At 28.5% G+C, this 25,122-nt stretch carries 26 protein-coding genes and 1 pseudogene; 4 read left to right on the top strand and 23 right to left on the bottom strand.

The genetic code is table 11. The features are described from left to right. Positions 1-21 precede the first annotated feature (21 nt). The 22 genes and pseudogenes from CQA42_RS00340 to mnmG form a co-directional block, all read right to left on the bottom strand. Positions 22-690: an ankyrin repeat domain-containing protein gene (locus CQA42_RS00340; protein ID WP_115582726.1), complete on the bottom strand. Its 669-nt coding sequence runs from the start codon at positions 688-690 to the stop codon at positions 22-24. Between the two features lie 41 nt (positions 691-731). Further along, complete coding sequence (locus tag CQA42_RS00335) at positions 732-1,667, bottom strand: radical SAM protein (protein WP_115582725.1); 936 nt, start codon at positions 1,665-1,667, stop codon at positions 732-734. A gap of 88 nt (positions 1,668-1,755) precedes the next feature. Further along, positions 1,756-2,094: a ribosome silencing factor gene (gene rsfS, locus CQA42_RS00330; RefSeq protein WP_115582724.1), complete on the bottom strand. Its 339-nt coding sequence runs from the start codon at positions 2,092-2,094 to the stop codon at positions 1,756-1,758. Between the two features lie 42 nt (positions 2,095-2,136). Beyond that, entirely contained in the window at positions 2,137-2,658 is a 522-nt protein-coding gene (gene nadD, locus CQA42_RS00325; RefSeq protein WP_115582723.1) for a nicotinate (nicotinamide) nucleotide adenylyltransferase, read from the bottom strand. Next, entirely contained in the window at positions 2,648-2,962 is a 315-nt protein-coding gene (locus tag CQA42_RS00320) for a branched-chain amino acid transporter permease (protein ID WP_115582722.1), read from the bottom strand. The genes nadD and CQA42_RS00320 overlap by 11 nt, the downstream gene beginning before the upstream one ends. Before the next feature lies 1 nt (position 2,963). Continuing rightward, positions 2,964-3,659, bottom strand: coding sequence for an AzlC family ABC transporter permease (locus CQA42_RS00315; protein ID WP_115582721.1), 696 nt, complete (start codon positions 3,657-3,659; stop codon positions 2,964-2,966). 4 nt (positions 3,660-3,663) lie between these two features. Further along, on the bottom strand, positions 3,664-4,803 hold the full coding sequence (locus CQA42_RS00310; RefSeq protein WP_115582720.1) for an ABC transporter permease: 1,140 nt from the start codon (positions 4,801-4,803) through the stop codon (positions 3,664-3,666). Beyond that, the gene (locus tag CQA42_RS00305) at positions 4,800-5,930 is read right to left on the bottom strand and encodes an ABC transporter permease (RefSeq protein ID WP_115582719.1); all 1,131 of its coding nucleotides are present in this window, start codon (positions 5,928-5,930) and stop codon (positions 4,800-4,802) included. The genes CQA42_RS00310 and CQA42_RS00305 overlap by 4 nt, the downstream gene beginning before the upstream one ends. Before the next feature lie 21 nt (positions 5,931-5,951). Further along, a complete protein-coding gene (locus CQA42_RS00300; RefSeq protein ID WP_408941426.1) occupies positions 5,952-6,944 on the bottom strand; it encodes an HlyD family secretion protein in 993 nt (330 codons plus the stop codon). 31 nt (positions 6,945-6,975) lie between these two features. Next, positions 6,976-8,331: a TolC family protein gene (locus CQA42_RS00295; protein WP_115582718.1), complete on the bottom strand. Its 1,356-nt coding sequence runs from the start codon at positions 8,329-8,331 to the stop codon at positions 6,976-6,978. Positions 8,332-8,334: 3 nt separating this feature from the next. Then, the gene (locus tag CQA42_RS00290; protein ID WP_115582717.1) at positions 8,335-8,655 is read right to left on the bottom strand and encodes a rhodanese-like domain-containing protein; all 321 of its coding nucleotides are present in this window, start codon (positions 8,653-8,655) and stop codon (positions 8,335-8,337) included. Positions 8,656-8,689: 34 nt separating this feature from the next. After that, positions 8,690-9,978, bottom strand: a pseudogene (locus CQA42_RS00285) (sigma-54-dependent transcriptional regulator). Then, positions 9,975-10,379 carry a hypothetical protein gene (locus CQA42_RS00280; RefSeq protein WP_115582716.1) on the bottom strand — a complete coding sequence of 135 codons (405 nt, stop codon included), beginning with the start codon at positions 10,377-10,379 and terminating at the stop codon, positions 9,975-9,977. The pseudogene CQA42_RS00285 and the gene CQA42_RS00280 overlap by 4 nt, the downstream one beginning before the upstream one ends. Beyond that, entirely contained in the window at positions 10,363-12,840 is a 2,478-nt protein-coding gene (gene gyrA, locus CQA42_RS00275; protein WP_115582715.1) for a DNA topoisomerase (ATP-hydrolyzing) subunit A, read from the bottom strand. The genes CQA42_RS00280 and gyrA overlap by 17 nt, the downstream gene beginning before the upstream one ends. 70 nt (positions 12,841-12,910) lie before the next feature. After that, the gene (locus tag CQA42_RS00270; protein ID WP_115582714.1) at positions 12,911-13,933 is read right to left on the bottom strand and encodes a PAS domain-containing sensor histidine kinase; all 1,023 of its coding nucleotides are present in this window, start codon (positions 13,931-13,933) and stop codon (positions 12,911-12,913) included. 6 nt (positions 13,934-13,939) lie between these two features. Continuing rightward, on the bottom strand, positions 13,940-14,227 hold the full coding sequence (locus tag CQA42_RS00265) for a Rod binding protein (RefSeq protein WP_115582713.1): 288 nt from the start codon (positions 14,225-14,227) through the stop codon (positions 13,940-13,942). Between the two features lie 49 nt (positions 14,228-14,276). Beyond that, entirely contained in the window at positions 14,277-15,308 is a 1,032-nt protein-coding gene (gene hemE / locus CQA42_RS00260) for a uroporphyrinogen decarboxylase (RefSeq protein ID WP_115582712.1), read from the bottom strand. Between the two features lie 58 nt (positions 15,309-15,366). After that, positions 15,367-16,341: an asparaginase domain-containing protein gene (locus CQA42_RS00255; RefSeq protein WP_115582711.1), complete on the bottom strand. Its 975-nt coding sequence runs from the start codon at positions 16,339-16,341 to the stop codon at positions 15,367-15,369. A 65-nt stretch (positions 16,342-16,406) separates the two neighbouring features. Further along, positions 16,407-17,138, bottom strand: coding sequence for an amino acid ABC transporter ATP-binding protein (locus CQA42_RS00250; protein WP_115582710.1), 732 nt, complete (start codon positions 17,136-17,138; stop codon positions 16,407-16,409). A 12-nt stretch (positions 17,139-17,150) separates the two neighbouring features. Further along, on the bottom strand, positions 17,151-17,816 hold the full coding sequence (locus CQA42_RS00245; RefSeq protein ID WP_115582709.1) for an amino acid ABC transporter permease: 666 nt from the start codon (positions 17,814-17,816) through the stop codon (positions 17,151-17,153). Further along, positions 17,809-18,459 carry an amino acid ABC transporter permease gene (locus CQA42_RS00240; protein ID WP_115582708.1) on the bottom strand — a complete coding sequence of 217 codons (651 nt, stop codon included), beginning with the start codon at positions 18,457-18,459 and terminating at the stop codon, positions 17,809-17,811. The genes CQA42_RS00245 and CQA42_RS00240 overlap by 8 nt, the downstream gene beginning before the upstream one ends. A 3-nt stretch (positions 18,460-18,462) precedes the next feature. Then, complete coding sequence (mnmG, locus tag CQA42_RS00235; RefSeq protein WP_115582707.1) at positions 18,463-20,328, bottom strand: tRNA uridine-5-carboxymethylaminomethyl(34) synthesis enzyme MnmG; 1,866 nt, start codon at positions 20,326-20,328, stop codon at positions 18,463-18,465. A 134-nt stretch (positions 20,329-20,462) separates the two neighbouring features. Here mnmG and CQA42_RS00230 point away from each other — a divergent pair, with 134 nt between their 5' ends. The 4 genes from CQA42_RS00230 (at position 20,463) to murI (ending at position 24,529) form a co-directional block, all read left to right on the top strand. After that, positions 20,463-21,242 (top strand): phosphatidate cytidylyltransferase, encoded by a 780-nt coding sequence (locus tag CQA42_RS00230; protein WP_115582706.1) that lies wholly within the window; start codon positions 20,463-20,465, stop codon positions 21,240-21,242. After that, entirely contained in the window at positions 21,243-22,334 is a 1,092-nt protein-coding gene (gene dxr / locus CQA42_RS00225) for a 1-deoxy-D-xylulose-5-phosphate reductoisomerase (protein ID WP_115582705.1), read from the top strand. Between the two features lie 132 nt (positions 22,335-22,466). Then, complete coding sequence (gene rho / locus CQA42_RS00220) at positions 22,467-23,783, top strand: transcription termination factor Rho (RefSeq protein ID WP_115582704.1); 1,317 nt, start codon at positions 22,467-22,469, stop codon at positions 23,781-23,783. Between the two features lie 8 nt (positions 23,784-23,791). Further along, entirely contained in the window at positions 23,792-24,529 is a 738-nt protein-coding gene (murI, locus tag CQA42_RS00215; protein ID WP_115582703.1) for a glutamate racemase, read from the top strand. 1 nt (position 24,530) lies between these two features. On the opposite strand, the gene CQA42_RS00210 is transcribed toward murI, so the two are convergent. Continuing rightward, positions 24,531-25,040, bottom strand: coding sequence for a pyridoxamine 5'-phosphate oxidase family protein (locus tag CQA42_RS00210; protein WP_115582702.1), 510 nt, complete (start codon positions 25,038-25,040; stop codon positions 24,531-24,533). Positions 25,041-25,122: the final 82 nt, after the last annotated feature.

Below are 25,122 nucleotides of genomic sequence, written 5' to 3'. Positions count from 1 at the left end.
TATTAAAGTCAATATTTATTACTATTTAGAATCAGATTCTAAGCTTAATAAAAATTTATATATTTCATTATTTTGATAGTCAGTCTCTTTTCTTAAATGATCAATTGCTCTTAAATTGTTCATATCTCTATGATTTGGATTTGCACCAAGTTCAAGCAATGTTTTTAATATGATTATATTTTTACTATTTAATGCAGCGTATATAAAAGCTGTATAGCCTATGTTGTTAGAATAATTTACACGAGCACCAGCTTTTACTAATCTTATTATAAATTCTGGGTTTGGATTAAATATGGCTGCATATATTAAAGGTGTAAATCCTATATCATTTACAATATTTACATCTGCACCCGCATCAATCAAGGCTTGTAATACTTCTGGATTGCTATTTTTTTGTGCTGCACCCATTAGTGGAGTGGCTCCGCCTTTTGTTTTCATTCCCAAAATTGCACCAGCTTTTATTAGCTCTTTTATTACTTCTGGGTCTGTATTTTCCTCTGCTGCAAACATCAAAGGAGTGCACCACTGATCATTTTTATCATTAATACCTGCACCATCTCTTAGTGCTTCTCTTACATCTTTAAGGCTACCTGTTCTTGCTATATTAAAAAAATTACCATCATATTTTTTTATTTCTTCAACAACTTCCTCTTTTTCTTGTTTATGAAAGAATCTATCAAATAAACCCATCTTTTTCCTCTGTTATTTAAATGAGAGTGCAAATTATATTTTTAAAGTGTATAAAAATCAATTAAGCCCATATTTTTTATCTTAATAACTCCATCTTTAAATAGTTTTTGGAATCTATCTACACTATTTTTATTAAATAGATTCTCTATTTCATTTACCGCAATAGGTCGCTTTTGCAATGTATTTAGTATATCACTTTCACTTAAATTTATCAAAATATCTATATTGGTATTTTTTCTTTGTGGTAAGCTTACAAACAAATCTTTAGAATCTTTGCTTTCAAAATTTTTACTTAATTCTAATAATCTCTCAAAACTGACAGCCTTGATATTATAAGCTGGCGGTCTATCAATCGTGCCTAAATCGATTCTATCAACTTTAATTTCTCTTAAAAAATCAGCAAGTAATATCATATCATTATCATTATCATTGATATTTTCTACTACTAAAATCTCACAAATAAGAGTATTTTTTCTAATCTTTGCATAACTTTTTATTCCATCTTTTATATCTTCTATTGTAAGGCTTTTATGCGGTCTATCGATTTTTTTAAAACTTGAAGAAATAGAATCTAAACTAAACTTTACAATATCAAATTCTTTTAGCGTATCTTGCAATTTTTTATCCCCAAAAAGACTTCCATTGCTAAGGATTAGGCTTTTTACATTTTTTGGAATATATGGCTTTATCTGTATGATAAATTCTTTTAGATGCGGATATAAGGTAGGCTCACCATTTGCAGTAATCGTAAGCACATCAATATTTTTATGAACTTTTAGTGCTTCTTTTACATTCTCTAGTAGATTTTCTAGTGGCAAAACCTTATCAAAATTTGCAATTGTTTTTGGCATTCCTCTTTTTGGTGGTTTTAGCTCACAATATAGGCAGTCAAAATTACATTGCTTTTTTTGTGGTGAAAGATCAACTCCAAGTGAGATTCCAAATCTTCTTGAAAAAATTGGTCCAAATACCATCATCGCATTCCTTAAAAACTAAATTAAGTAAAAATATCTTTTAGGATAATATATTATTCAATCTAATAGCTAGTATCAATAATCATTCTAGCTAATTTTTTGTAGTCATATTCTTTTTGTAGTTTGATAAAAATTCTTCCAAATTAAATTTCTTTCTATGATTTTCTGTAAAAATATGCACCATAATATCACCTAAATCAGCAATAATCCAATCACCACTCTCCTCATCAGTGCAATAAAACACTTCACCCTTTGGCTTTAGCTCGCTTTTTAGATAATCTAGCAATGCAAAGCTATGTTTATCTGCCATACTCGTAGCAATGATGACATATTGTGTGATATATCCACTATCTTTTAAATCAATAAGTGTAATATTTTCAGCTTTTTTACTATCTAATAAATCAATAATAAAATCTAATCTCTCTTTCAATGATGCCTCTTAAATGTAGAATCTAAAAGCTTATATTCTATTCTAATAATCTTTAAAATTAGCAAAATATTGCTCTCTTAATATTGTAGATGAGATATTATAGTTTGTATCAAGAATGATGGTTTTATCTTTTTTGTAAAACTCACTAGATTCTATATCTATATCATTTCGCCTTGCTATTATTAGATTTACCTCATTTAGGATTTCATCTATTTTATGCCATTTATACAAATCTTGCAAAATATCTGCTCCAATTACAAAATATATAGAATCTGGTTTATAAAAATCCTTGAAATACTTGATAGAATCTATGCTATGAGTGATTTTTTGCTTTATTTCAAAATTGGATATTAGAATCCTTTTATCTTTTTTTATTATTTCATTTAGCAATTCTAGTCTTTTTTGTGGCAAAAAAAGAGGCTTATTTTTAAATGGATTTAAAAATGCTGGCAAAATTATGATTAAATCTAAAAAATCTAGCTTTAATAATTCATCTACTATGGCTTTATGCCCTTTATGTGGTGGGTCAAATGAGCCACCAAAAATTGCTATTTTACATTCCAAATTTTTGCACCAAAATCATATAGCACATAACTCCGCCTAAAATACTAACTATTGATATTCTTAGGCTTAAATGAAGTGTAACAACTACAAATATGCTTATAATCTCTTTTAATCCATAAAATGGAGCTAAAAATTTTGTATCTTTTAGACAATACACCACAAGCATAGCAATAATTACATTTGGCAATATATTTGAGATATAATTGATAAATGATGGAATCTCCTTTGGCACAATAAAATATGGCAATAATCTAGTGATAAAATTTGCTACTGCAATCACTAAAATAATAAACAAAATATCCATTTTATTCTTTCATTTTAGATTCTAATTTCTTTCTAAAAATTGTAAAAATCAATATACAAGTAATAATTGATACAATTAAAAAATATTTTTCACCAATTGTAAGTAAGAAAAATATACTTACAAATATACCTATAATGGTTGTAATATGCTCTTTTGCACTTTTGTATTGCTCTAAAAATATCACTATAAATATTGCAGGCATTATAAATTCCAATCCATCTTTGTTAAATTTAAATATATCATTTATAAATGTCCCAAAAACACAACCAAAAATCCATGCAAGATAATTAAACAATGATATAAAAAATACAAATAAATCTGGATTAGAATCTTTGTTTGGTGATTTTGTTTGTATTATTGCAAATGTCTCATCTGTAAGCCAAAATGTATTTAAAATTCCTTTAAATCCCATCTTTTTATATTTTGGAAGCATTATTAGCGTATAAATACTCTGTCTAGAATTTAACATCAAAGTTGTAATAAAAATATTTAATAACCCAAAAGAGCCACCAAAAAAGCTAATTGCTAAAAATTGCATAACACCTGAATACACAAATACACTAATAAACAAAGCCCACAATCCACCAAAACCACTTGCTTTTAATAATATGCCAAAAATCATTCCCATAGAAATATATCCAATAATAATTTCTACATCTTTTAAAAAAGCATCTTTTAGTGTCTTAGAATCTATCATAATCTCAATTCCTATGGAATCTAAAATGAATAATAAAATAAGCTAAAAACATATACAAAACACCTAAAAATATTAAATGATAAAAATCAAATTGCAAAAGATGAAAATCTGCACCCATTTGATTTAGCTTCAAAAATCCATCAATACTAGGTGTAATAGGCACAAACCACATAAAAAACTTAATCCATTGTGGTATCATCTCTACAGGCCACACAAAACCAAGTGCAAATAATAATGGCATACTCATCACAAGTGCAATTTGTGGAACATATTCCATTCTATTAAAAATACTACCAAGAAATATACCAAATGCACTTGTTGTAGATATAAAAGTCAAACCAAATAAAATTAATTGCAAATAGTCTGCAAGAGTTGTAATATTATATAAATCATAGATAAATCCGAAATAAAACAAAAATAAAGGTGCATAGATGATACAAAATACAATCACTCTAGCATTGATTAAAAAAAATGGACTTACTTTACAAAAATAATCTCTTTTACCTTGAGAAAATTGTTGATTTTGGATTCCACATAAGATTCCACATGACATAATTAATGTTTGATGAAGTATAAAAATTAGTATCGCTGCAATTACATAATTTAAATATCCAACACTCTCATTAAATAATGGTATAAATTGCCAATCTATTATTTTTTTACCTTCTATATTAATGTGATTGTCATATAAGGATTGCATGAGTTTGATATCTAATTCAAGCTTACTAGAAGCATTATTTAATCCTTCTATAATAGTGCTATGAATGAAAAAATATGAATTATCCGCGATATAATACACACTTGGCACCGATAGAGTAATAGAATCTTTTTCAAATCCGCTTGGGATGTATAAGATTCCATGTATTTCTTGTTTTGTTATCAAATTCATTGCATCTTGCATCGTGGTATTATATGTGATATTTATTTTTGGTGAAGCATTTGCAGCAAATATAAAATCTCTACTTAAATTTGTCCTATCATCATCTACTACTGCAATTTTTTGTTTTACTACAATATCATTTAGATACGGACTTGGATAAAAAAATGCATATATAATATTTCCACCAATTATTATAGTAAGTATTGAAAAGCTCGTTAGAATCACCTTTAATTCTGATTTTATAGTATCAAATAGCTTTATCATGATAGATTCTTCTTTTTATATACCATTGCACCTAAGATTCCAAATAACAAAAATGGAAGATTCTGCATTATTAATCTTAAGCTACAAAGTGGCTCTATGGAATAATTTGCTTGTTGTATATAGACTTGCATATATCTCATTATAGGAAGTATTGAGCCCCAAAAAGTTGGAAATAAATCCATACTATTTAAAGGATAAGTAATACCTAAAAATGCGAGGCTTGGTGCAGCATAAAAAGCAGCGATACTAATTGCCCTAACATGCGTTCCAATCAAAGAATAAATAAATAATCCTATACTATTGTATGCAAGTATTGTTATTATTGCATTAATTAATAGAATCCAAAAACTTCCGTTTTGATAATCTAGTGAAAGGAATGTATAGCTCATAATAAGCCACCAAATAAAAAATATAATAGTATTTATTAAAAATTTTACACCTAAATGACTATATATAGCATTTATTTTATAGACTTTACCTTTTATAAAACCAATATCTTTTCTATCATATGCAATTAATGAAATCATACAAAGAATAATAAAAAGCTGCCACGAGCAAGGCAGAATTGCTGTTAATAAAAATTGTGAAAAATTACTACTTGGATTATATAAAGAGATGATTTTTGGTATGAATTCTATGCTTTTTCCAAGTGCCAAAGTGGTGTTTTTAGAATCTACAATATTTCTTGCAAAATTTAATGTAATATCTTTATTTTTAAATACCAAAGCCAAAGCAGCTTGTATATTTTTTGCAATAAAAACTAATTGCGTATTATAATAGATAGCAACACTAGGAGTAATATACTTTTTAATATCGCTTTCAAAATCTTTTGGTATCACAAGCAAGGCATATATTTCTTTTGTGCTTATATCATCTTTTGCCTCTTTTATGCTACTATATTGTTTTGTTATTTTAATAGTGCTTGAAGAATCTACATCAAATATCAAACTTCTAGATGCCGATGAATTATCCAAATCAATAATACCAATTGGCATATCTTCAATCAAAGCTTTAGAAATCGTGCTATATACAAAAAAACCTACAAATAAAGGCATAATAAAATACATAAATAACAAGAATCTATCTTGCAATATTTTCTTTATTTCTAAATTTAATATCTTTAGCAATGCATTTAACCTTAAGAAATATCAATCTTGCGGTATTAATACACTCATACCAACTCTAAAACCATCAATCTTTTCTACAAAAGAAGCTTCGACTTCATATGATTTCATATCATAGCTTTTATCTTTATTTGCCGCTTTCCATACAGCAAATTCTCCAAGCAATGAAATATATCTAACTTTAAACTTTACATTTTTATTCAAAGCTGGGATAAATCCTTCAAACTCACTTCCAATCTTAAATCTTTCTAATTTATCCTCTCTTACACTAAATCTCAAATATGCATTATTAATATCTACTACCAGAACGACAGGAAAGCCACTTGGGGCTAATTCATTTGTATGTAATAATACATTGCTTACTTCACCACTAATTGGAGAAAATGCTTGCGTATCTTTTGCATAAGATTCTACCTCATCAAGTGTGCCAAGTGCGGCTAATTCTTTTTGTCTTAATGCCTCTTTTGTCTCTTTTGTAGCTCCATCAAGTGCTATTTTATATTGCTGATAAGCCACATCTTCATTAGACTTAGCACTTTTATAATTAGTCTCTGCTTCATCTCTTTTTTGTAAGCTTACAACACCACTATCATAGAGATTTTGGATTCTAAGATATGTTTTTTCTGCAAGTTCTGCCATAGCCTTTGCTGCTTCATATAAATCTTTTGCAGATTCTACATTCTCTACCCTAACACCCTTATTTGTCTCCTCGCTTAATGCTTGTGCTGCTTTATATCCAGCTTGTGCTTGTTTTATTTTTGCATCTAATTCAGGACTAAAAATACTATAAGCTAACTCACCTTCTTTTATAAAATCACCTTTTTTAACAAATATTTCACCAACTCTTCCTGCCACTTTTGATGAAATACTATATTGAGTAGCTTCTATTTGTCCTTGCAAAAAAGATGATTTTGGCTTATGTGCCAAATAAAAGCTAAAAACAAGCCAAATTGCAATGATTGCGATAATAATACCAATACTTATAACTTTAAATAAATCAAGAGCTTTCCTATTTATCATCATAAACCTCTATCATAAGAAATTTGCCTTAATAAAATGTATAAAATGAATCAATGTCATTACTTAAAGCTAAGAGTTTTGCAAGTGCGGTAATATATCTATATTCTGCATTTTTTAGCTCGATTGTAACACCAGAGATCGCATTTCTTGCATCGCTAACTTTTGTGCTATCATTCATACCATTTTTAAATGCTTCTTCTTGCAATTTTAGATTCTCTTTTGCAAGCTCTAGGCTTGAGGCTAGGTTTTGATAGCTTTCTTTTGCAAATAAAACTTCTTTATAAGTTTTTTCTGTCAATAGCAATATATCTTGCTTTGCTTGGGAATGTAGATAATTTGCCTCATTTTGTGCGATTTTACTTGCCTGATATCTAAAGATTCTGCCTGTATTACTTAAAATTGAGAATTTTGCCATAACACCAACATTCCAATTTGAAATCATCTTATTTAATAAAATATTATTATCTTTTAAAACATATCCACCATATAGTGCAATTGTAGGCAAAAAACTTGCAAATTCAATATTACTTAATTCTTTTGCTTGTAGTTTTTTTATTTCTATTGATTTTAGCATAGGATAAGAATCTAGCACTCTTTTTTTATAATAAGAAATATCATTTAATTCTTTTTGGCTAATTTGCAAAGATGAGGTCAAATTTAGATTTGTAATACCATCATCGCCTACTTCCACATTGTTTGTGATATTTTCATTTTGCAATATTGTCTTAAATGATAAAAGTGCAATTTGAAGAGAATCTTTTGCTTCAAGCGTCTTATTTCTTGCTTTGTCATATGCAACTTGCGCATTTAGCCGCTCAAGCTTTGCAATTTGTCCATTTTTTTCTAATTCTATTGCATTATCAAGATGTATCTTATGTCCATTTTCTACATCAATTAAAGTTTTTAGAATCTCTATATTTAGTATCAAACCATAATAATTTTTTACCAATGTCTCAAATAGATTAATTTTCTTTAATTGAAATAAAAAATTTGAATCATCTATATTTAAATCAGATATATTTGATGCAGCAATTCTTTTGCCACCTGTAAATAATGGATACATTATACTTATAACACCATATGCAAGATTATTAGTGCTAATACGAAGGGAATGATTTATATTGCCAATATTTGCAATATTTAAAGGGATGGATAGATCGAATTTCATAGGATCACTAATATATGTATAATTGCCTATAATATCTATATTTGGTAGATATAGCATATTTGTAGCTGTTTTTAATTTTCTTGCTTTGTCTATATTTAATTCACTTGCTTTTAAACCATCATTATTACGTAAAACATTATCAAAAGATTCTTTTAAGCTCAAATCATATGCATTTAAAGAAATTATAAATGATAATAAGTAAATAATTTTAGCCATTTTTTACTCTTTACTATAATATACTATTTCTATGCCTTGTTTTACTAATTCTGAAAATGAACCATCTATATAATAGATATTATCAAATCCCATTGTTTTTAGCTCATCACTCATGTATTTTGCTGTTATACCATGATGACAATATAATAATATTTTCTTATCACTATGTTCTTTTGCTATATAGCTAATTCGCTTTACAGATTCTACATTTATAGCATTTTTTACATGATCTATCAAATAATAGCCTTCACCTCTAACATCAATTACTAAAAATTCATCAATTTTATTTTTTAAATCTTTTGGCTTTATTGCTTTTGTGTCCATTATTTATATCCGTATATTTTTTAGTTAGATAATACTATAAAATATTTAATTTTGAAATTTTATATTTCAAAATATTTATATTCATACCAAGCATTTCTGCTGTTTGCTCTATATTATTATTATTTGCAATATATGCTTCTTTTAAATATTGCCTCTCTAAATCATCAAATTTTGATACTTTTTTATTTCTAGATTCTAAAAATAAATCATCTTTTGTGATATATTCACCATCGCTTAATATCGTAGCTCTTTCAATAATACTTAATAATTCTCTAATATTTCCAGGCCATCTATAAGATAACAAAGAAGAAATTGCTTCGGGGGATAGTTTTTTATTACCACATTGATAAGTTTTTGCAACCTCATTTAAATGAGAATTTGCAATGCTTATAATCTCATCTTGCCTTTCTCTTAGTGGTGGAATCTCAAGTATAATTGTTTGTAATCTATAAAATAGATCTTCTCTAAAACTATGATTTTGGATTTTTTCATAAATATTTGTATTTGTAGCAGATATAAATCTAACATCGATTTTAATGCTTTTTGTGCCACCAAGTCTTGTTATCTCTTTTTCTTGAATTGCCCGAAGCAATTTTGCCTGCAATGGTAGCGGCATATCGCCTATTTCATCTAAAAAAAACTACCTTTATTTGCAATCTCAAATAGTCCCATTTTAGAAGTTGAAGCATCAGTAAATGCACCTTTTTCATATCCAAACAATTCAGATTCTAATAGATTCTCTGGTAAAGCAGCCATATTTATAGCTACAAAAGGCTCGCTACTTCTATTTGAATTATTATGAATAAATTTTGCAAATACTTCCTTGCCTACCCCACTCTCACCTAATAGCAATACATTTATATCACTTTTAGCACTCTTTAGTGCTATATTTTTTATAGAATCTAGATTCTTGCCACAAAGATTAATTTCATTTTTTATTTTAGTTGGTTTGATTTTTGATTTTATTTTTTGTTCTTTTTGTGTGCGTTTTATTGCCTGCACCAATAAATCAATATCAAGTTCGGTTTTGATAAAAAAATCTTTTACTCCAAGTCTAATTGCCTCTAGTGCAACTCCAAGTGATGCATATCCTGTAATGATTATCGCCTCAAATTTACCATCTAATTTTTTTAAAAATTCAATACCGTTTATATTTGGCATATTAATATCAGTAATGATTATGTCGCAATTATCTTCATTTATACTTTTTAATGCGTCTTTGGCATTTTTATAAGATTTAATATTAAATTCATCATAATTACCAAGTGATAATTCAAGCGATTTCCGTATATTTATATCATCATCAACAATTACTACATTCATTTTAATTTCTCTATAAATTTTATATCTACTTTGTTTCCATCAAAAAAAGCTAAGATTCTATGAGGTTTAAACTCAAATTTTGTTTTAAAATTTATTGCATTATCGATAAATTTTACATTATCACTTATTTTTGCACTAATATTTTTATGCAAGCAATCAAGCACCATTTCCTTATTATTTCTTAGAATCTCTATTAAATTAGATTCTGCTTCTATTTCATCTGGGATAAAATCACATCTACCAACAATGGTATATTTATCACTTATTGTAAGTGATTTTACTACATTGTATTCTTCTCCAAATAATATTTGATTTTTTATAATTGCTTTATATGATACGATAAACTCATCATTACTTTGTGCTATTGCTACTAATAACAATAGCTTAAATATTATTCTCATCTGCTAAATCTTGCAAATCCTTTTCTTCTTTTGGACATTGCGATAAATGCACAACTTTATCTTTATCATTTAGAGTAATAAACTTCACACCACTTGTATTTCTACTTGTATCACGAATCTTATCAGTATCTACTCTTATCATTTTTCCACTTCCAGTTAAAACCATCAAATCAAGTCCTGCATTATTAAAATTCAATACATTTACCATATTTCCTGTTTTTGATGTAAGCTTCATAGCAATGATACCTTTTCCGCCACGACTTTGAAGTCTATATTCTTTAGCTAGAGTTTGCTTGCCTACACCAAGCTCACTTAAGCTAAATAACTTATCTTCATCATCTTCAATCATCACAGCACCGACTACAAAATCATTTTTGATTTTAAATTTGATACCTGTAACACCTCTACTTACTCTTCCTATCTCTCTTAAATCACTAAGAGGGAATCTTATTGCAATTCCATTATATGTAGCAATCAATACACTTTGTGTGCTTGGTGTAGCAATATGCACACTTATTAACTCATCACCATCATCAAGGTTGATTGCACGAATACCATTTTGTCTAATATTTTTGTATTCACTTAGTTTTGTTCTTTTTACAATACCTTTTTTTGTAAAAAATACCAAAGATTTATCATCATTAAAATCTTTAGTAGTGATGGTTGCCATAATTTTTTCATTTTGCTCTTTATTGATTAGATTTACTACTGCTTTTCCTATAGCTGTTCTGCTTGCCTCTGGAATCTTATAAACTTTTAGCCAATATAGCTGTCCATTATTTGTAATAAACATTATCGTATCGTGTGTATCAGCAACAAAGAAAGATTCTATGAAATCATCATCATGAGTATTTCCGCTAATCTTTCCTTTTCCACCTCTATTTTGTTTTTCATATGTTTTTAGTTGCACTCTTTTTACATAACCTCTATGACTCATTGTTACTACTACACTCTCATTTGGGATTAGATCTTCTGCGTCAATAGAGTCATAATCATCTTCTATTTGTGTTCTTCTTTGGCTGCTAAATTTATCTTTTATAGCAATTAATTCTTCTTTTATTATTTCATTTAATTTATCTTGGCTTTTTAATATAGCACTAAGCCTTTCTATTTCTTCTAATAATTGTTTATATTCTTCATCGATTTTATCTCTCTCTAAACCTGTTAGTCTTTGCAATCTCATCTCTAAGATCGCTTTTGCTTGAATCTCACTTAAAGAAAATCGCTCTATTAATTCATCTTTTGCAACTTGTGTATCTTTTGAATTTCTAATTAAACTAATTACTTCATCAATATTATCAAGTGCGATTTTTAAACCCTCTAAAATATGTGCTCTTGCTCTTGCCTTTTCAAGCTCAAACAAACTTCGTCTAATTACAATTGTTCTTCTATGATTTAAAAATAAATGCAACAATTCAAGCAATGTAAATATTTTTGGCTCTTTATTGTTTATAGCAAGCAGGATTATTCCAAAAGTAACTTCCATCGTAGTTGTTTTGAAAAGATGATTTAATACAATCTCGCTCATAGCATCTTTTTTTAACTCTATTACGACCCTAATACCATCTCTATCGCTCTCATCTCTTACTTCATAGATTCCATCAACTATCTTGCCTTTTGCAAGTTGGCTTATTTGCTCTACTAATTTTGCTTTATTTACTTGATATGGCACTTCATCAATGACAATCACATCTCTTTGCTTTGTTTTTTCGACATGTGTTTTTGCACGAATCCTAATCTTTCCTTTTCCATTACTATAAGCTTCAATAATGCCACTTTTGCCAAATATAATTCCACCTGTTGGAAAATCTGGACCTTTTATAAAATCCATTATTTTGCTAAGTTCTGCTTTATTATTATCTATTAGATAAATCAAAGCATCAATTACTTCATCAATCCTATGAGGTGGAATATTTGTAGCCATACCAACAGCAATACCACTTGAGCCATTGATAAGCAAGTTTGGGATTCTAGTTGGCATAACATCTGGTTCTTTGAGAGTATCATCATAATTTGGGACAAAATCAACCGTATCTTTTTCTATATCCCTCATTATTTCTTCACTAGCTTTAGTCATTCTAGCTTCTGTATATCTCATAGCAGCAGCACTATCACCATCAATGCTACCAAAGTTTCCTTGACCATCGACTAATTCTAATCTCATAGAAAAATCTTGAGCCATTCTAACTAATGCATCATAAACAGCTATATCACCATGCGGGTGATATTTACCTATTACATCACCAACAATTCTTGCGGATTTTTTGTATGCGGTATTTGAAGTAACTCCAAGTTCGTGCATTGCATATAAGATTCTACGATGAACGGGTTTTAATCCATCTTTTGCATCTGGTAATGCTCGCCCTACAATAACACTCATTGAATAATCAAGATAACTCTCAGTTATAGAATCCTCAATACTAACATCAATAATATCAGTATTACTTATCAAATCATCCATTAATTTCCTCTATAAATCTTCTAATTTTAAGGCTAAGATTCTACTTTAAAAAATCTAAAAATAAGCAAAACTATAAACCTAGTGAAACTAAAAAATACTTTTTACCTTTATCATTATAGGTAATAATTCCATTGTGGGCTTCCGCAATTTGCTTACAAAATGCCAAACCTAAGCCATTTCCTTTAATCTTTGTAGTTTTAAATGCCTCAAAGAGATTATCAATATCGCTTGCTAATACTCCATTGTCATATACTTTTAGAATCTGTTTATTATCTTTTATGAAAAATTCTATTTTTATGATGCCATTTTCTATTTCATCGCATTCTTCTATCGCTTCAATCGCATTTGATATTAGATTCTGCAATAATAATTCTAATAGTTCCAAATCACACCAAATACTATCTACTCTTATATCATAGATAAAATCGATATTTTTGCTATATTCAAAATAAACTACAGAATCTTCAATATTAGATTTTATAAGAGAGCTATCATATTTTTGACTTATAGCTTTTACACCTTTACAAAATAATAATGTAGTATTTATAAGCCGCTCTACCCTCCATAGTGCTTTTTTCATCTCTAAAATATATATACTATGTTTAGAATCTATATTTTTAGATAAACTTGAGAGCATCAAAGCAATAGCACCTATTGGATTTCTAATCTCATGCGCAAGATGAGCTGATATTTGCCCCATTGAAGCAAGTCGCTCTTTTCTTTTTTCATTTGTTATATTTGTAGCTGTGATTAGTGTTTTGTTGTGTTTTTTGCTTCTTTGCATGAGATAATATTCTTTTTCAAATAGAATCTCACATTCATTTAATTCTTGTGGATATTTTTTTAATATATCATCAATTTTTTTTGCATATGAGTTATAGTAAAAATAGCTGTTATCTTCATTTATCACCCATATTGGATTTGGAATAGATTCTAATACTAAGCTAAAGACTTCTTTTAGATCATTAAATTCTTTTTCTGCTTTGTAAGTTTGATTGATAAATTCATCTAAAATACTTAGTATATGTTCTTTTTGGTCTTTTGTATGTATATTTGATGAAATAGATTTAAAAATATCTTCAAAGCTATCCATAATATTTTAGTCTTTTTGATTTTCTTGCAATTCTTTTAAATAATTAAACAATAAATCACTATACCCAAAAGAGCCGCTTAAACTTTGTGAAATGCTATCTTTATACATTGATTGATATATTTCATTTCCTGCTTCTTTTGGATATAGATGATTTTCCATATTTAGTGATGTATCAAGCACTATTTTTAATATCAATGCTTCAAATGAATCTGTTTGTTCTCTTAGCTTTATATCATCAGAATTTGAATTGATATTTTGCACAGGTTTATCATAGATTGCTGTATTTATTTGCATATTAATCCTATTTTTGGACTTTAATTTAGCAAAGCAAAATACATTCCATTTATCGTTTTGATTTTTCTCTTACCATTTGAATTAATTTTATAGCATTTTCTCTTGGTAAATCAGGAAGCATTCCATGCCCAAGATTAAAAATATGTCCGCTTTGTTTGCCCATAATTTTTATTATATTATCTACCCCACACTCCATCGCATCAAAATCATAGATTCTACAAGGCTCTAGATTCCCTTGTAATACAAAATTTTGTCCTAAAATATTTTTAGCATATTCTAAATCAATACCCCAATCAATACCAAATACATCAAAATTAGTTTCTATATTTTTAAATGCACCTAAAAATCCACCAACACCCTTTGGAAATACAATAATTGGAATCTGTGGATATTTTGATTTTATATATTTTGCAATATCATTTATATATTTAAAACCAAAAGCAAAATATGCATCCCTCTCTAATGCTCCAGCCCATGAATCAAATATCATCACAGCATTTACACCAGCTTTGATTTGAGATTCTAAATATAATTTTAATTCATCACTTAGGGATTGTAAGATTTTATGTAATAGATTTGGATTTGAATATAGCATTTTTTTAGAATGTGTATAAGTTTTGCTACCTTGACCTTCAATCATATATGTAGCAAGCGTCCAAGGTGCACCACAAAATCCAATAAGTGCCTTATCTTTAGATAATTTTGACCTAGTTAAAGAAATCGTATCATATACATATGAAAGCTTTTTATATGCCTCATTTTGTAATATTTTCATATCATTTTCATTTCTTATACATTGTCTAAATTTTGGACCTTCATTTTTTACAAAATCAAGCCCTAAGCCCATTTCAAGTGGAACAACTAAAATATCACTAAATAAAATTGCTGCATCGCAATCCAAAATATCAATAGGCTGAAGCGTTACTTTGCTTGCAAATTCTACATTTCTACACAAATCTAAAAAATCACCGACTTTTGCACGCACTTCTTTATATTCGCTTAGATATCGTCCAGCTTGCCTCATAAGCCAAATTGGAGTATATGGTGTCTCTTTTCTTTTACATGCATCAATAAAAATCATTATTTCTCCTACAAATTAAATCTTTTAAATATTTTTAGATTCTATCCAAAAACAAACATTAGCTTAAAATAAGGCTATTTTCAAATCTTTCAAATTCGCTCAAATCTAAGTTATTTCCTAAAATACACCAAAATAAGATTCTAGCTTTTTTAGAATCTAAGATTCTATTTATTATCACTCCGCTATTTTGCAAATCAATCTCACTTCCATTGTATCCATATGTTTCTTTTGTGCAAAATCCAAAAACAACTCTTGAAGTGACTATGATTGGAATCTTTACTTTTCTTATCAAATCCATGCTTTTTGCACTAACATGCCCAGAGCCAAAGCCATTTATCACAATACCATCAAAATTTTCCCACATATTTAAAATCTCATTATTTTCACTTAGATTCTGCTCTAAAAATAAAATTTTCTTATCATTTTTTGGTAATTTATATGTGATTCTTTTTAGTGGATTTGCAAAAAACATAGGTTTATTTTCCAATACAACTCCCTCTAAATGTAATCCATCAAATGCATCAATAAAAGTAGAATAAACCTTTTTTATCCAATTTGCAGAAAAGATTCTATCCCCAGATACGACTAAAACCCCTCTATTTATACTATTTGGATTGCAAGCAAGTAGAATGCTTGAGTTTAGATTCCACAATCCATCATATGCAAATTCTCCATCCATTCGCATAGCACCACAAAAAATCACACTCTCTTTTCTATCCCAAAAAAGATTAAAAAAGAAACTGCTCTCTTCTATCGTATCTGTTCCTTGCGTAATGATGATGGAGTTTACTCCATTATCAATGCTATTTTTTGCATATTCTAACACTTCACTTAGAATCTTAAAATCCAAACTTCCACTTGGCAAATTACAAAAACTCTTAGATTCTAGTTTGATATTTAAATCTATATGATTTAGCTCATTTAATCTAGTGATAAATGTATCTGCATCATTATGCGGGATTCCAGCTTTGAATACATTATCCCTATTCATACCTATAGTTCCACCAAGGCTAATTATTAATATCCTAAACAAAAACAAACCTTATATAAAAAATTGCATGGCAAAATGTATGTATTGTAACAAAATATAAAATTTTGCTACATATTAAAAATACTTAAAAATTTCTTTGCACGAGTTGTTTTTGGATTATTAAAAAAATCATTTGGATTTGATTTTTCTGCAATAATTCCATTATCAAAAAATATAATCTCACTTGCAATTTTTCTAGCAAATTTCATTTCATGTGTAACTATAATCATAGTCATTCCGTCTTTTGCAAGCTCCAAAATAACGCTTGATACCTCATACGCCATCTCTGGATCAAGTGATGCAGTAACCTCATCAAATAGTAATATTTCTGGATTCATACACAATGCACGAATGATTGCAACTCTTTGTTTTTGCCCACCGCTAAGAGATTTTGGCATAGAATCTTTTTTATCTATTAAATTAAATCGTTTTAATAAACTAAATGCTTTATCTAGCACTTCATCTTTTTGTCTTTTTTGGACTTTTAGCGGTGCTAAGGTGATATTATCAATCACACTCATATGTGGGAATAACTCATAGCTTTGAAAAACCATGCCGATTTTTTGTCGCACAAAAGTCCAATTTGTTGTTTGATTATTTATAATCTTTCCATTAAAGATTATCTCGCCACTATTTGTAGATTCTAATCCATTTATACATCTAAGAAGCGTGCTTTTACCACAGCCACTAGCGCCTAAAATTACAATCACATCACTTTTATTTACATTAAAACTTATATTATTTAAAACTAAGTGATCATCATATTTTTTTACTAAATTTTTAATTTCCAATAAACTCATTGCAACTCCAAACTAATATTGATATTTTTTCTCTAAATACGAGCTAAGCCATGATAATGGATAACAAATAATAAAATACAAAATAAAAATAAGCCCATAAATCCAAAATGGTGCATCTGGAATCTTTAGTATGGAATATTCTATTATTTGCTGCCCTGTTTTTAATACCTCTACAACACCAATTAATGGAGCTATAGAAGTAGTCTTTATAATTCTACTTGATAGATTTATAGCAAGTGGCAATAATCTTATAAAAACTTGAGGAAGGATTATATATCTGCTTATCATCAATGGACTCATACCAAGTGCAAGTGAAGATTCTACTTGATGTTTTGGGAGAGAGAGTATCGCCCCACGCACCAAATCTGCCATCTCAATGCTACCCCAAAGAACAAAAACTATAATAGCACTTGTAGTAGAATCTAAGCTAATACTACTAATTTGTGGCAAACCAAAGAAAACTAAAAACAATAAAACAATTGGTGGCATAATCCTAATAAACTCAAGATAGAATCTAAAAAACAAAGAAAGAATGATATTTTTTGATACCATAAGCACGCCAAAAATAATTCCAAAAATCATAGAAAAAAAGATAGAGATAAATGCGATTTTTATCGTTATGCCTAATCCTGTTAGGATTCTACTTAGATTAGCTCCATCATTTAAAATCTCAAACATATCTAAGCCTTTTTTCTAAATATGAAAAAAACAATGATATAGGAAGTAAAACTACCAAATACGCACTAACCAATAAAAATAATGCTTCATTAGTCTTATAATAATTCCCTATAATATTATTTGTTACATACATCAAATCAGCCAATGCGATGACTGTTACTACACTTGTCTCTTTTATCAAAAATATAATATTTGCGCTAAATGAAGGAATTGATATGCTAAAAGCAAGTGGCAATAAAATATATTTCATTATCTCAATCTTATTTAGCCCAAGACTTAGAGCAGATTCTATTTGAATTTTTTCAATACTTTGCAATGAACTTCTAAAAGTCTCACACATATAACTAGCACCAAGAAATGTAAGCCCAATTATTGCTGTAGTATCTGCTTCAAGCTTAAAATCTAGAATCTTTGGCAATCCATAATACAAAAATACAAGCTGAATGAGCAGCGGCGTATTCCTAGATATTTCAATATAAATATTAACTATAGTTTTAAAAATTTTAATATTAAAATACAAAATAAACGCCAAAGAAAGCCCAATAATACTTGAAAATAAGATTCCAAAAAATGAAATTTTTAATGTTAATAATAATGCTTCATAATAAACATGTATATTGCTATATATAAAATTAAAATCCATTATTTATTTACCTTGACTTCTTAAATAAATATACAAATGCAATACATCTATACTAGCTGGCGTAATACCACTAATAAGAGAAGCTTCTCTAAGTGAATTTGGTCTAAATTTGTTTAGTTTTTCAACCACCTCAAGGCTTAGCCCTGGAATATCATCAAATATAAAATTAGCTGGTATTTTTATATCAAGAGTAGAATCTAGTTTTGAGATTTCAGCACTTTGCTTTTTTATGTAGTGATAATATTTGCATTCTATTTTTATTTGTTCTAGTGCAATATCACTCATATCACAAAACATAGAATCTAACTTTTTTAATTTTTCTATATCAAAACTATCTCTTGCTACAAGCTGGATTCCATTTGTTATATCATTAATTTTTATTTCATCTATACTATCTAGAAATTTTAAAAATTCTTTTGTTGGTGTATAATTTTTATTTTCTAAAAATAAAATACCATTTTTTATATTACTCTCATCTTTTAAAATACTAGAAATATCATCTAATAACCCAAATTTATATCCATATTTTGAAAGCCTAAAAGTTGCATTATCTTCTCTTAATAAAAGTCTATATTCTGCCCTAGATGTAAATACTCTATATGGTTCATCTGTCCCTTTTGTGACCAAATCATCTATCATTACACCGATATATCCTTCACTTCGTTTTAAGATAAATTCGCTCTCACCTTTTATACTCAAAGCCGCATTAATACCTGCCATAATTCCTTGTGCTGCTGCTTCTTCATATCCTGTAGTTCCATTTATTTGTCCCGCAAAATATAGATTTGCAATCTTTTTAGTCTCTAATGTATGTTTTAGCTCTGTTGGCATTACATAATCATATTCTATTGCGTAGCCATATCTTGTAATCCTTGCATTTTCTAATCCACTAATAGAGTGTATTACTTTTTCTTGAATATCAAATGGTAGTGATGTTGATAGTCCATTTACATAATATTCGCTACATTCTTTTGTTTGTGGCTCTAAAAATAATTGATGCCTATCTTTTGAACTAAATCTATAAACTTTATCTTCAATACTAGGACAATATCTAGGTCCAATACCGCTTATTTGCCCACTAAAAAGTGGTGCTAAATGAAAATTATCACTTATTATTTTATGTGTTTGTTTATTTGTATAAGTAATATAACAAGGATATTGTGTAGGATTAAAAGAATCTTTTGATGTCCTAAAACTAAAATTTGGCGGTGGAAAATCACCATTATGAATCTCTAAATTTGAAAAATCAATGCTTTTCCCATCTATTCTAGGGCAAGTGCCTGTTTTTAATCTACCTACTTCAAATCCAAGTTTTGATAGATTCTCTCCTAATTTGATTGCACTACTCTCGCCTATCCTGCCATTTTTAGATATTGATTTGCCGATATGAACAACACCATTTAAAAAAGTTCCTGTTGTAAGAATCACTTTCTTTGCTTTATAAATTTTACCAATATTAGTTTTTATGCCATAAATTTGATTAGATTCTATTAGCAATTCTTCTACTAATTCTTGCGATATACTCAAATTTTCTATTTTAAATAAAGCATTTCTTGCATAGATTCTATAACTATCCATATCAATTTGAGCTCTACTTCCACGCACAGCATAGCCTTTTGAGGCATTTAAGATTCTATATTGAATCCCACAATTATCTGTGATTATTCCCATCAATCCACCAAGTGCATCGATTTCTTTGACTAAATGCCCTTTAGCTAGCCCTCCTATTGCTGGATTGCAACTTGCAAGACCAATATTTTCTACCAAAATCGTAAGCAAATGAACTCTAAGTCCCATTTTTGCTGCAGCATAACTTGCTTCAATACCTGCATGACCGCCACCAACTACTAATACATCAATATTTTCCAAATAATAAACCTTTAGTAAATAAACTGCTTTTAAATGAATATTAATTTCTTTAAAGATAATTTTGCTAAATTTGCAAACATTAATTCTATATTTTTTAGCATATATTGCACCTTAAGCTTAAACTTGGAGATTTTATGCAGAGCTTTTTTTCAAAACTAATTCCAAATAATAATTCAAATATATCTAGATATTATACAGGTATAGTGATTATAGGAATAATTGTATTAATTTTTATATTAAATATTAAATTTCTAGCGTGGCTTACTATTGGATTCTGCTTTTATATAGCATTTTATGAAGCAATAAAATTATATGGTTTAGAAAATAGAACAAATCTATATGTAATTGCAACTATACTTTGGATCATTGCATATTTTCATAACAATCCAATCACTGCAGCACTTGTAGCAATAGTTATTATGGTATCTTATAATACATTTAAACAAAATACAAAATCAAAAGATTATTTGGTAATAATCTATCCTACAATTCCATTTCTTTGCTTTTTTGATATTTATACTAGTTTTGGAGTAAAAACAATCATTTGGCTTATTGTAACAGTTGCTATTGCTGATACTGGGGCATATTTTGGTGGTAAAATATTTGGAAAATCACCATTATCACCATTATCACCAAAGAAAACGCTAGAAGGCGCATTGATTGGATTTATCGTTGCAACATTAGTTGGTTGTGTAGTTGGTATGATGATAAAAGATTTTATATCAGCATTTTTTATTACATTATGTATTGCAGCAATATCGATTTTTGGTGACTTATATGAGAGTATGTTAAAAAGAAATGCAAATGTAAAAGATAGCGGAAATATACTTCCTGGTCATGGTGGTATGCTAGATAGAGTTGATGGATTGTTATTTAGTAGTGTAGTGATGTTATTTTTACTTGATTGGATTTAGATGGTAATTCTAGGTTCAACAGGCAGTATAGGAACAAATGCGCTTAAAATCGCTAAAGATAATGATATAAAAATAGAAATGCTTGCTGCTGGAAGCAATGTAGATCTTTTAAATAAACAAATAAAACAATTCAATCCAAAAATCGTAGCCCTAAGAGATTTATCACAAAAAGACAAACTAGCTATAGATAAAAATCAAAAAGTATATTTTGGTGAAGATGGAATCTTAGAAGCCATAAATGAAACAAAAAGCGATATAGTCATAAATGCTATAGTTGGATTTAGCGGGCTGAAACCAAGCCTAGAAGTGATAAAAAAAGATAAGATTCTAGCCCTAGCAAACAAAGAAAGTCTTGTTGTTGGTGGAGAATTTATCGATACTACAAATATTATACCGCTTGATAGCGAACATTTTGCATTACAAGAGCTTATAAAAGACAAACAAAATATTAAAAAAATGATTATAACTGCAAGTGGTGGGGCATTAAGAGATGTAGATATAAATACTATATCTACCCAAACACCACAAAATGCACTAAATCACCCAAATTGGAATATGGGAAAAAAAATCACAATAGATAGTGCAACAATGGTAAATAAATTATTTGAAATACTAGAGGCAAAATATTTATTTCATACAGATAATATAGATGCTTTAATAGAACGAAATTCAATTATCCACGCATTAATCCAAACAAATGACAATGCGATATTTGCGCATTTAGGATATAGCGATATGAAGCTACCTATATCTTATGCAATGCTTGGCAAGAGGGCAAAAAATATAGAATCTATAAAAGAAATAGACTTAAGCAATTTTACTTTTAATCTAACAAAAATTGATACAAATAGATATCCTTTATGGAATCTAAAAGATACACTTTTAAAAAATCCAAAGCTAGGTATTATTCTAAATGCAGTAAATGAGATTTTAGTATATAAGTTTTTAGCAAATAAAATAAGATTTGGTGATATAAACACAAATATATACAAAGCAATAGAAAAGTTTGAAGGACAAATAAAATATATAAAAAATATAGAAGATGTTTTTTATATAAATAAAGAAGTAATAGATTTTTATAGCTTTAATTGACTTTTAGAAATCCTCTTAGCTAGAATAACAAAAATTTAACTGCAAAATTTAACTGCAAAAAAATGAGTTTGCAAATCACACAAAAATATTTAAAAGCAAAATAAAAATCTATAAAAATCTTAAGGAATAAAAATGGCAAGTGAAAAAGATTTACAAAAAGAAAATCATAAAAAAACTCATACACCTGCAAATGCCTACAAAATCGAAGAATTAAAAGCTATGACTTTAACAAAATTAATAGATATAGCAAAAAAACTAGGGGTTGAGAATCCACAAGAATATAGGCGACAAGATTTGATGTTTGAAATACTAAAAACTCAAGTTAGTCAAGCAGGATATATACTCTTTTCTGGAATCTTAGACATAACAAATGAAAATTATGGATTTCTTCGTGGTATTGATGACAACTTTTCAGATTCACAAAATGACACCTATGTATCGCTTACTCAAATTAGAAAATTTGCTCTTAGAAATGGTGACTTAGTAACAGGACAAGTTCGTCCTCCAAAAGATCAAGAGCGATATTATGCATTATTAAAAATAGAAGCAATCAATCATCTCTCACCTGAAGAAGCAAAAAATCGCCCCTTATTTGACAATCTAACACCATTATTTCCAAGCGAACAAATAAAACTCGAATATAATAGCACAAAAGTCACAGGCAGAATCCTAGATTTATTTTCACCTATTGGTAAGGGACAAAGAGCATTGATTGTTGCACCACCAAGGACTGGTAAAACAGAATTGATGAAAGAATTAGCACATGGGATTTCAGAAAATCACAAAGAAGTTGAACTAATGGTTTTGCTAGTTGATGAGAGACCTGAAGAAGTTACTGACATGCAAAGAAGCGTAAAAGGTGAGGTTTATAGCTCTACTTTTGACTTGCCAGCTTCAAATCATGTAAAAGTCGCTGAACTTGTGATAGAAAAAGCAAAAAGACGCGTTGAGCTTGGAAAAGATGTAGTTATATTACTAGATTCTATTACAAGACTTGCAAGAGCTTATAACACAGTAACTCCATCAAGTGGAAAGGTATTAAGCGGCGGCGTTGATGCAAATGCATTGCAAAAGCCAAAAAGATTTTTTGGAAGTGCTAGAAATATCGAGCAAGGTGGAAGTCTAACGATTATTGCAACAGCTTTAATCGATACAGGCTCAAGAATGGATGAAGTTATTTTTGAAGAATTCAAAGGCACAGGAAATAGCGAGATTGTGCTTGCTAGAGCTATTGCTGATAGGAGAATCTATCCTGCATTTGATATTTTAAAATCTGGCACTAGAAAAGATGAATTACTCCTTGGTAGTGAAAAACTACAAAAAGTATGGATTTTGCGAAACTTTATGCAACAATTAGGTGATATTGAAGCCCTAAATCTAATATATTCAAAAATGAAAGATAGCAAAAGTAATGATGAATTTTTAAATAAAATGAATGAGCAAGAATAGTTTTAAAAATGAAAGCTGGTGTTTTTGATAGTGGCATTGGTGGGCTTAGTGTATTAAAAAGCATAGTTGATGCAAGATTATTTAATGAAATTATTTATTATGGTGATACTGCTAGAGTGCCTTATGGCACAAAAGATAAAGATACAATTATTAGATTCTCACTTGAAGCTCTAGATTTTTTTAATAAACACAATATTGATATATTAATAGTTGCTTGCAACACAGCAAGTGCTTATGCGCTAAAAGATATGCAAAAAATATCTAAGATTCCTGTTATTGGTGTAGTTGAACCTGGAATCTTAGCACTAAGCAATAATGTGCAAGATAAAAATAAAAATATATTAATCATTGCTACAAAAGCTACAATAAAAAGTAAAGCATATGAAACAAAACTTTTAAAACTAGGATATAAAAATATACAAAGCCTCCAAACAGGACTTTTTGTATCTGCTATAGAAGAAGGAATTACAAGTGGGGAGGTGCTAGATTCTATAATTAGATTTTATTTTAAAGAACAGCAAATACCAGATGCGATCATACTTGGTTGCACACATTTTCCTCTCATTCAAGATGAAATAAAAAGATATTTTGATAACAAACCGCTATTAATCCATTCTGGGGATGCAATAGTGCAATATCTAATAAAAAAGCATGATATAAAAGCACAATCTAATATTCCAAAAATCAAATATTTTGCTTCATCTAATAAAAAATTTATAGAAGATATTGCAAAAAAATGGCTATAAGCTATTTAAATTTATGTGGATTTTTTGGATTTATATGGCTAATTATTTTTCTATCTATTTCATAAGCTTTACCAAAACCTTTTATAAATCTACCTTTGCTAAACTCAAATCTAATTAGATGAAAATCACTCATATTGCGAAGAATTTCTATTTCACTAATATTATTATTTTTCTTTTGGAATTCATCAAAAATCAAATCAAACTGCTTGCTATCTCTTTTTATAAATGATGCTTTTGCTCTATAAATTAGTCGCACTCTTGCAAAAATATTATTTGCTTTACTTTCATCTTGAATAAACATAATTTCTATATTATTTGGATTTGCTTTTATGCTACCAAAATGTGGTGTAATCTCGCTTATATAAATATAATATTTACCACTAGATTCTATATAAGGTGCATAGCTAATTACAACTTCACCATTTGGGCTAAGGCTTGCAATATTAATTGTTTTACAAGAATCTCTAAATTCTTTTATCTCATAATCTAATGCTTCAAAATCATGCAACATGGTAATCTCCTTTTGCTCTAGATTCTAATAAAAGATTTATAAATTTAAAGTAGAATCTTAAACTTATTTTACAGAAGGTAAT

Source organism: Helicobacter sp. MIT 99-5507 (assembly GCF_003364295.1).
Lineage (GTDB): Bacteria > Campylobacterota > Campylobacteria > Campylobacterales > Helicobacteraceae > NHYM01.
The sequence above is the reverse complement of the archived record's forward strand: the minus strand, read 5'-3'. Positions and strand labels throughout refer to the sequence as shown.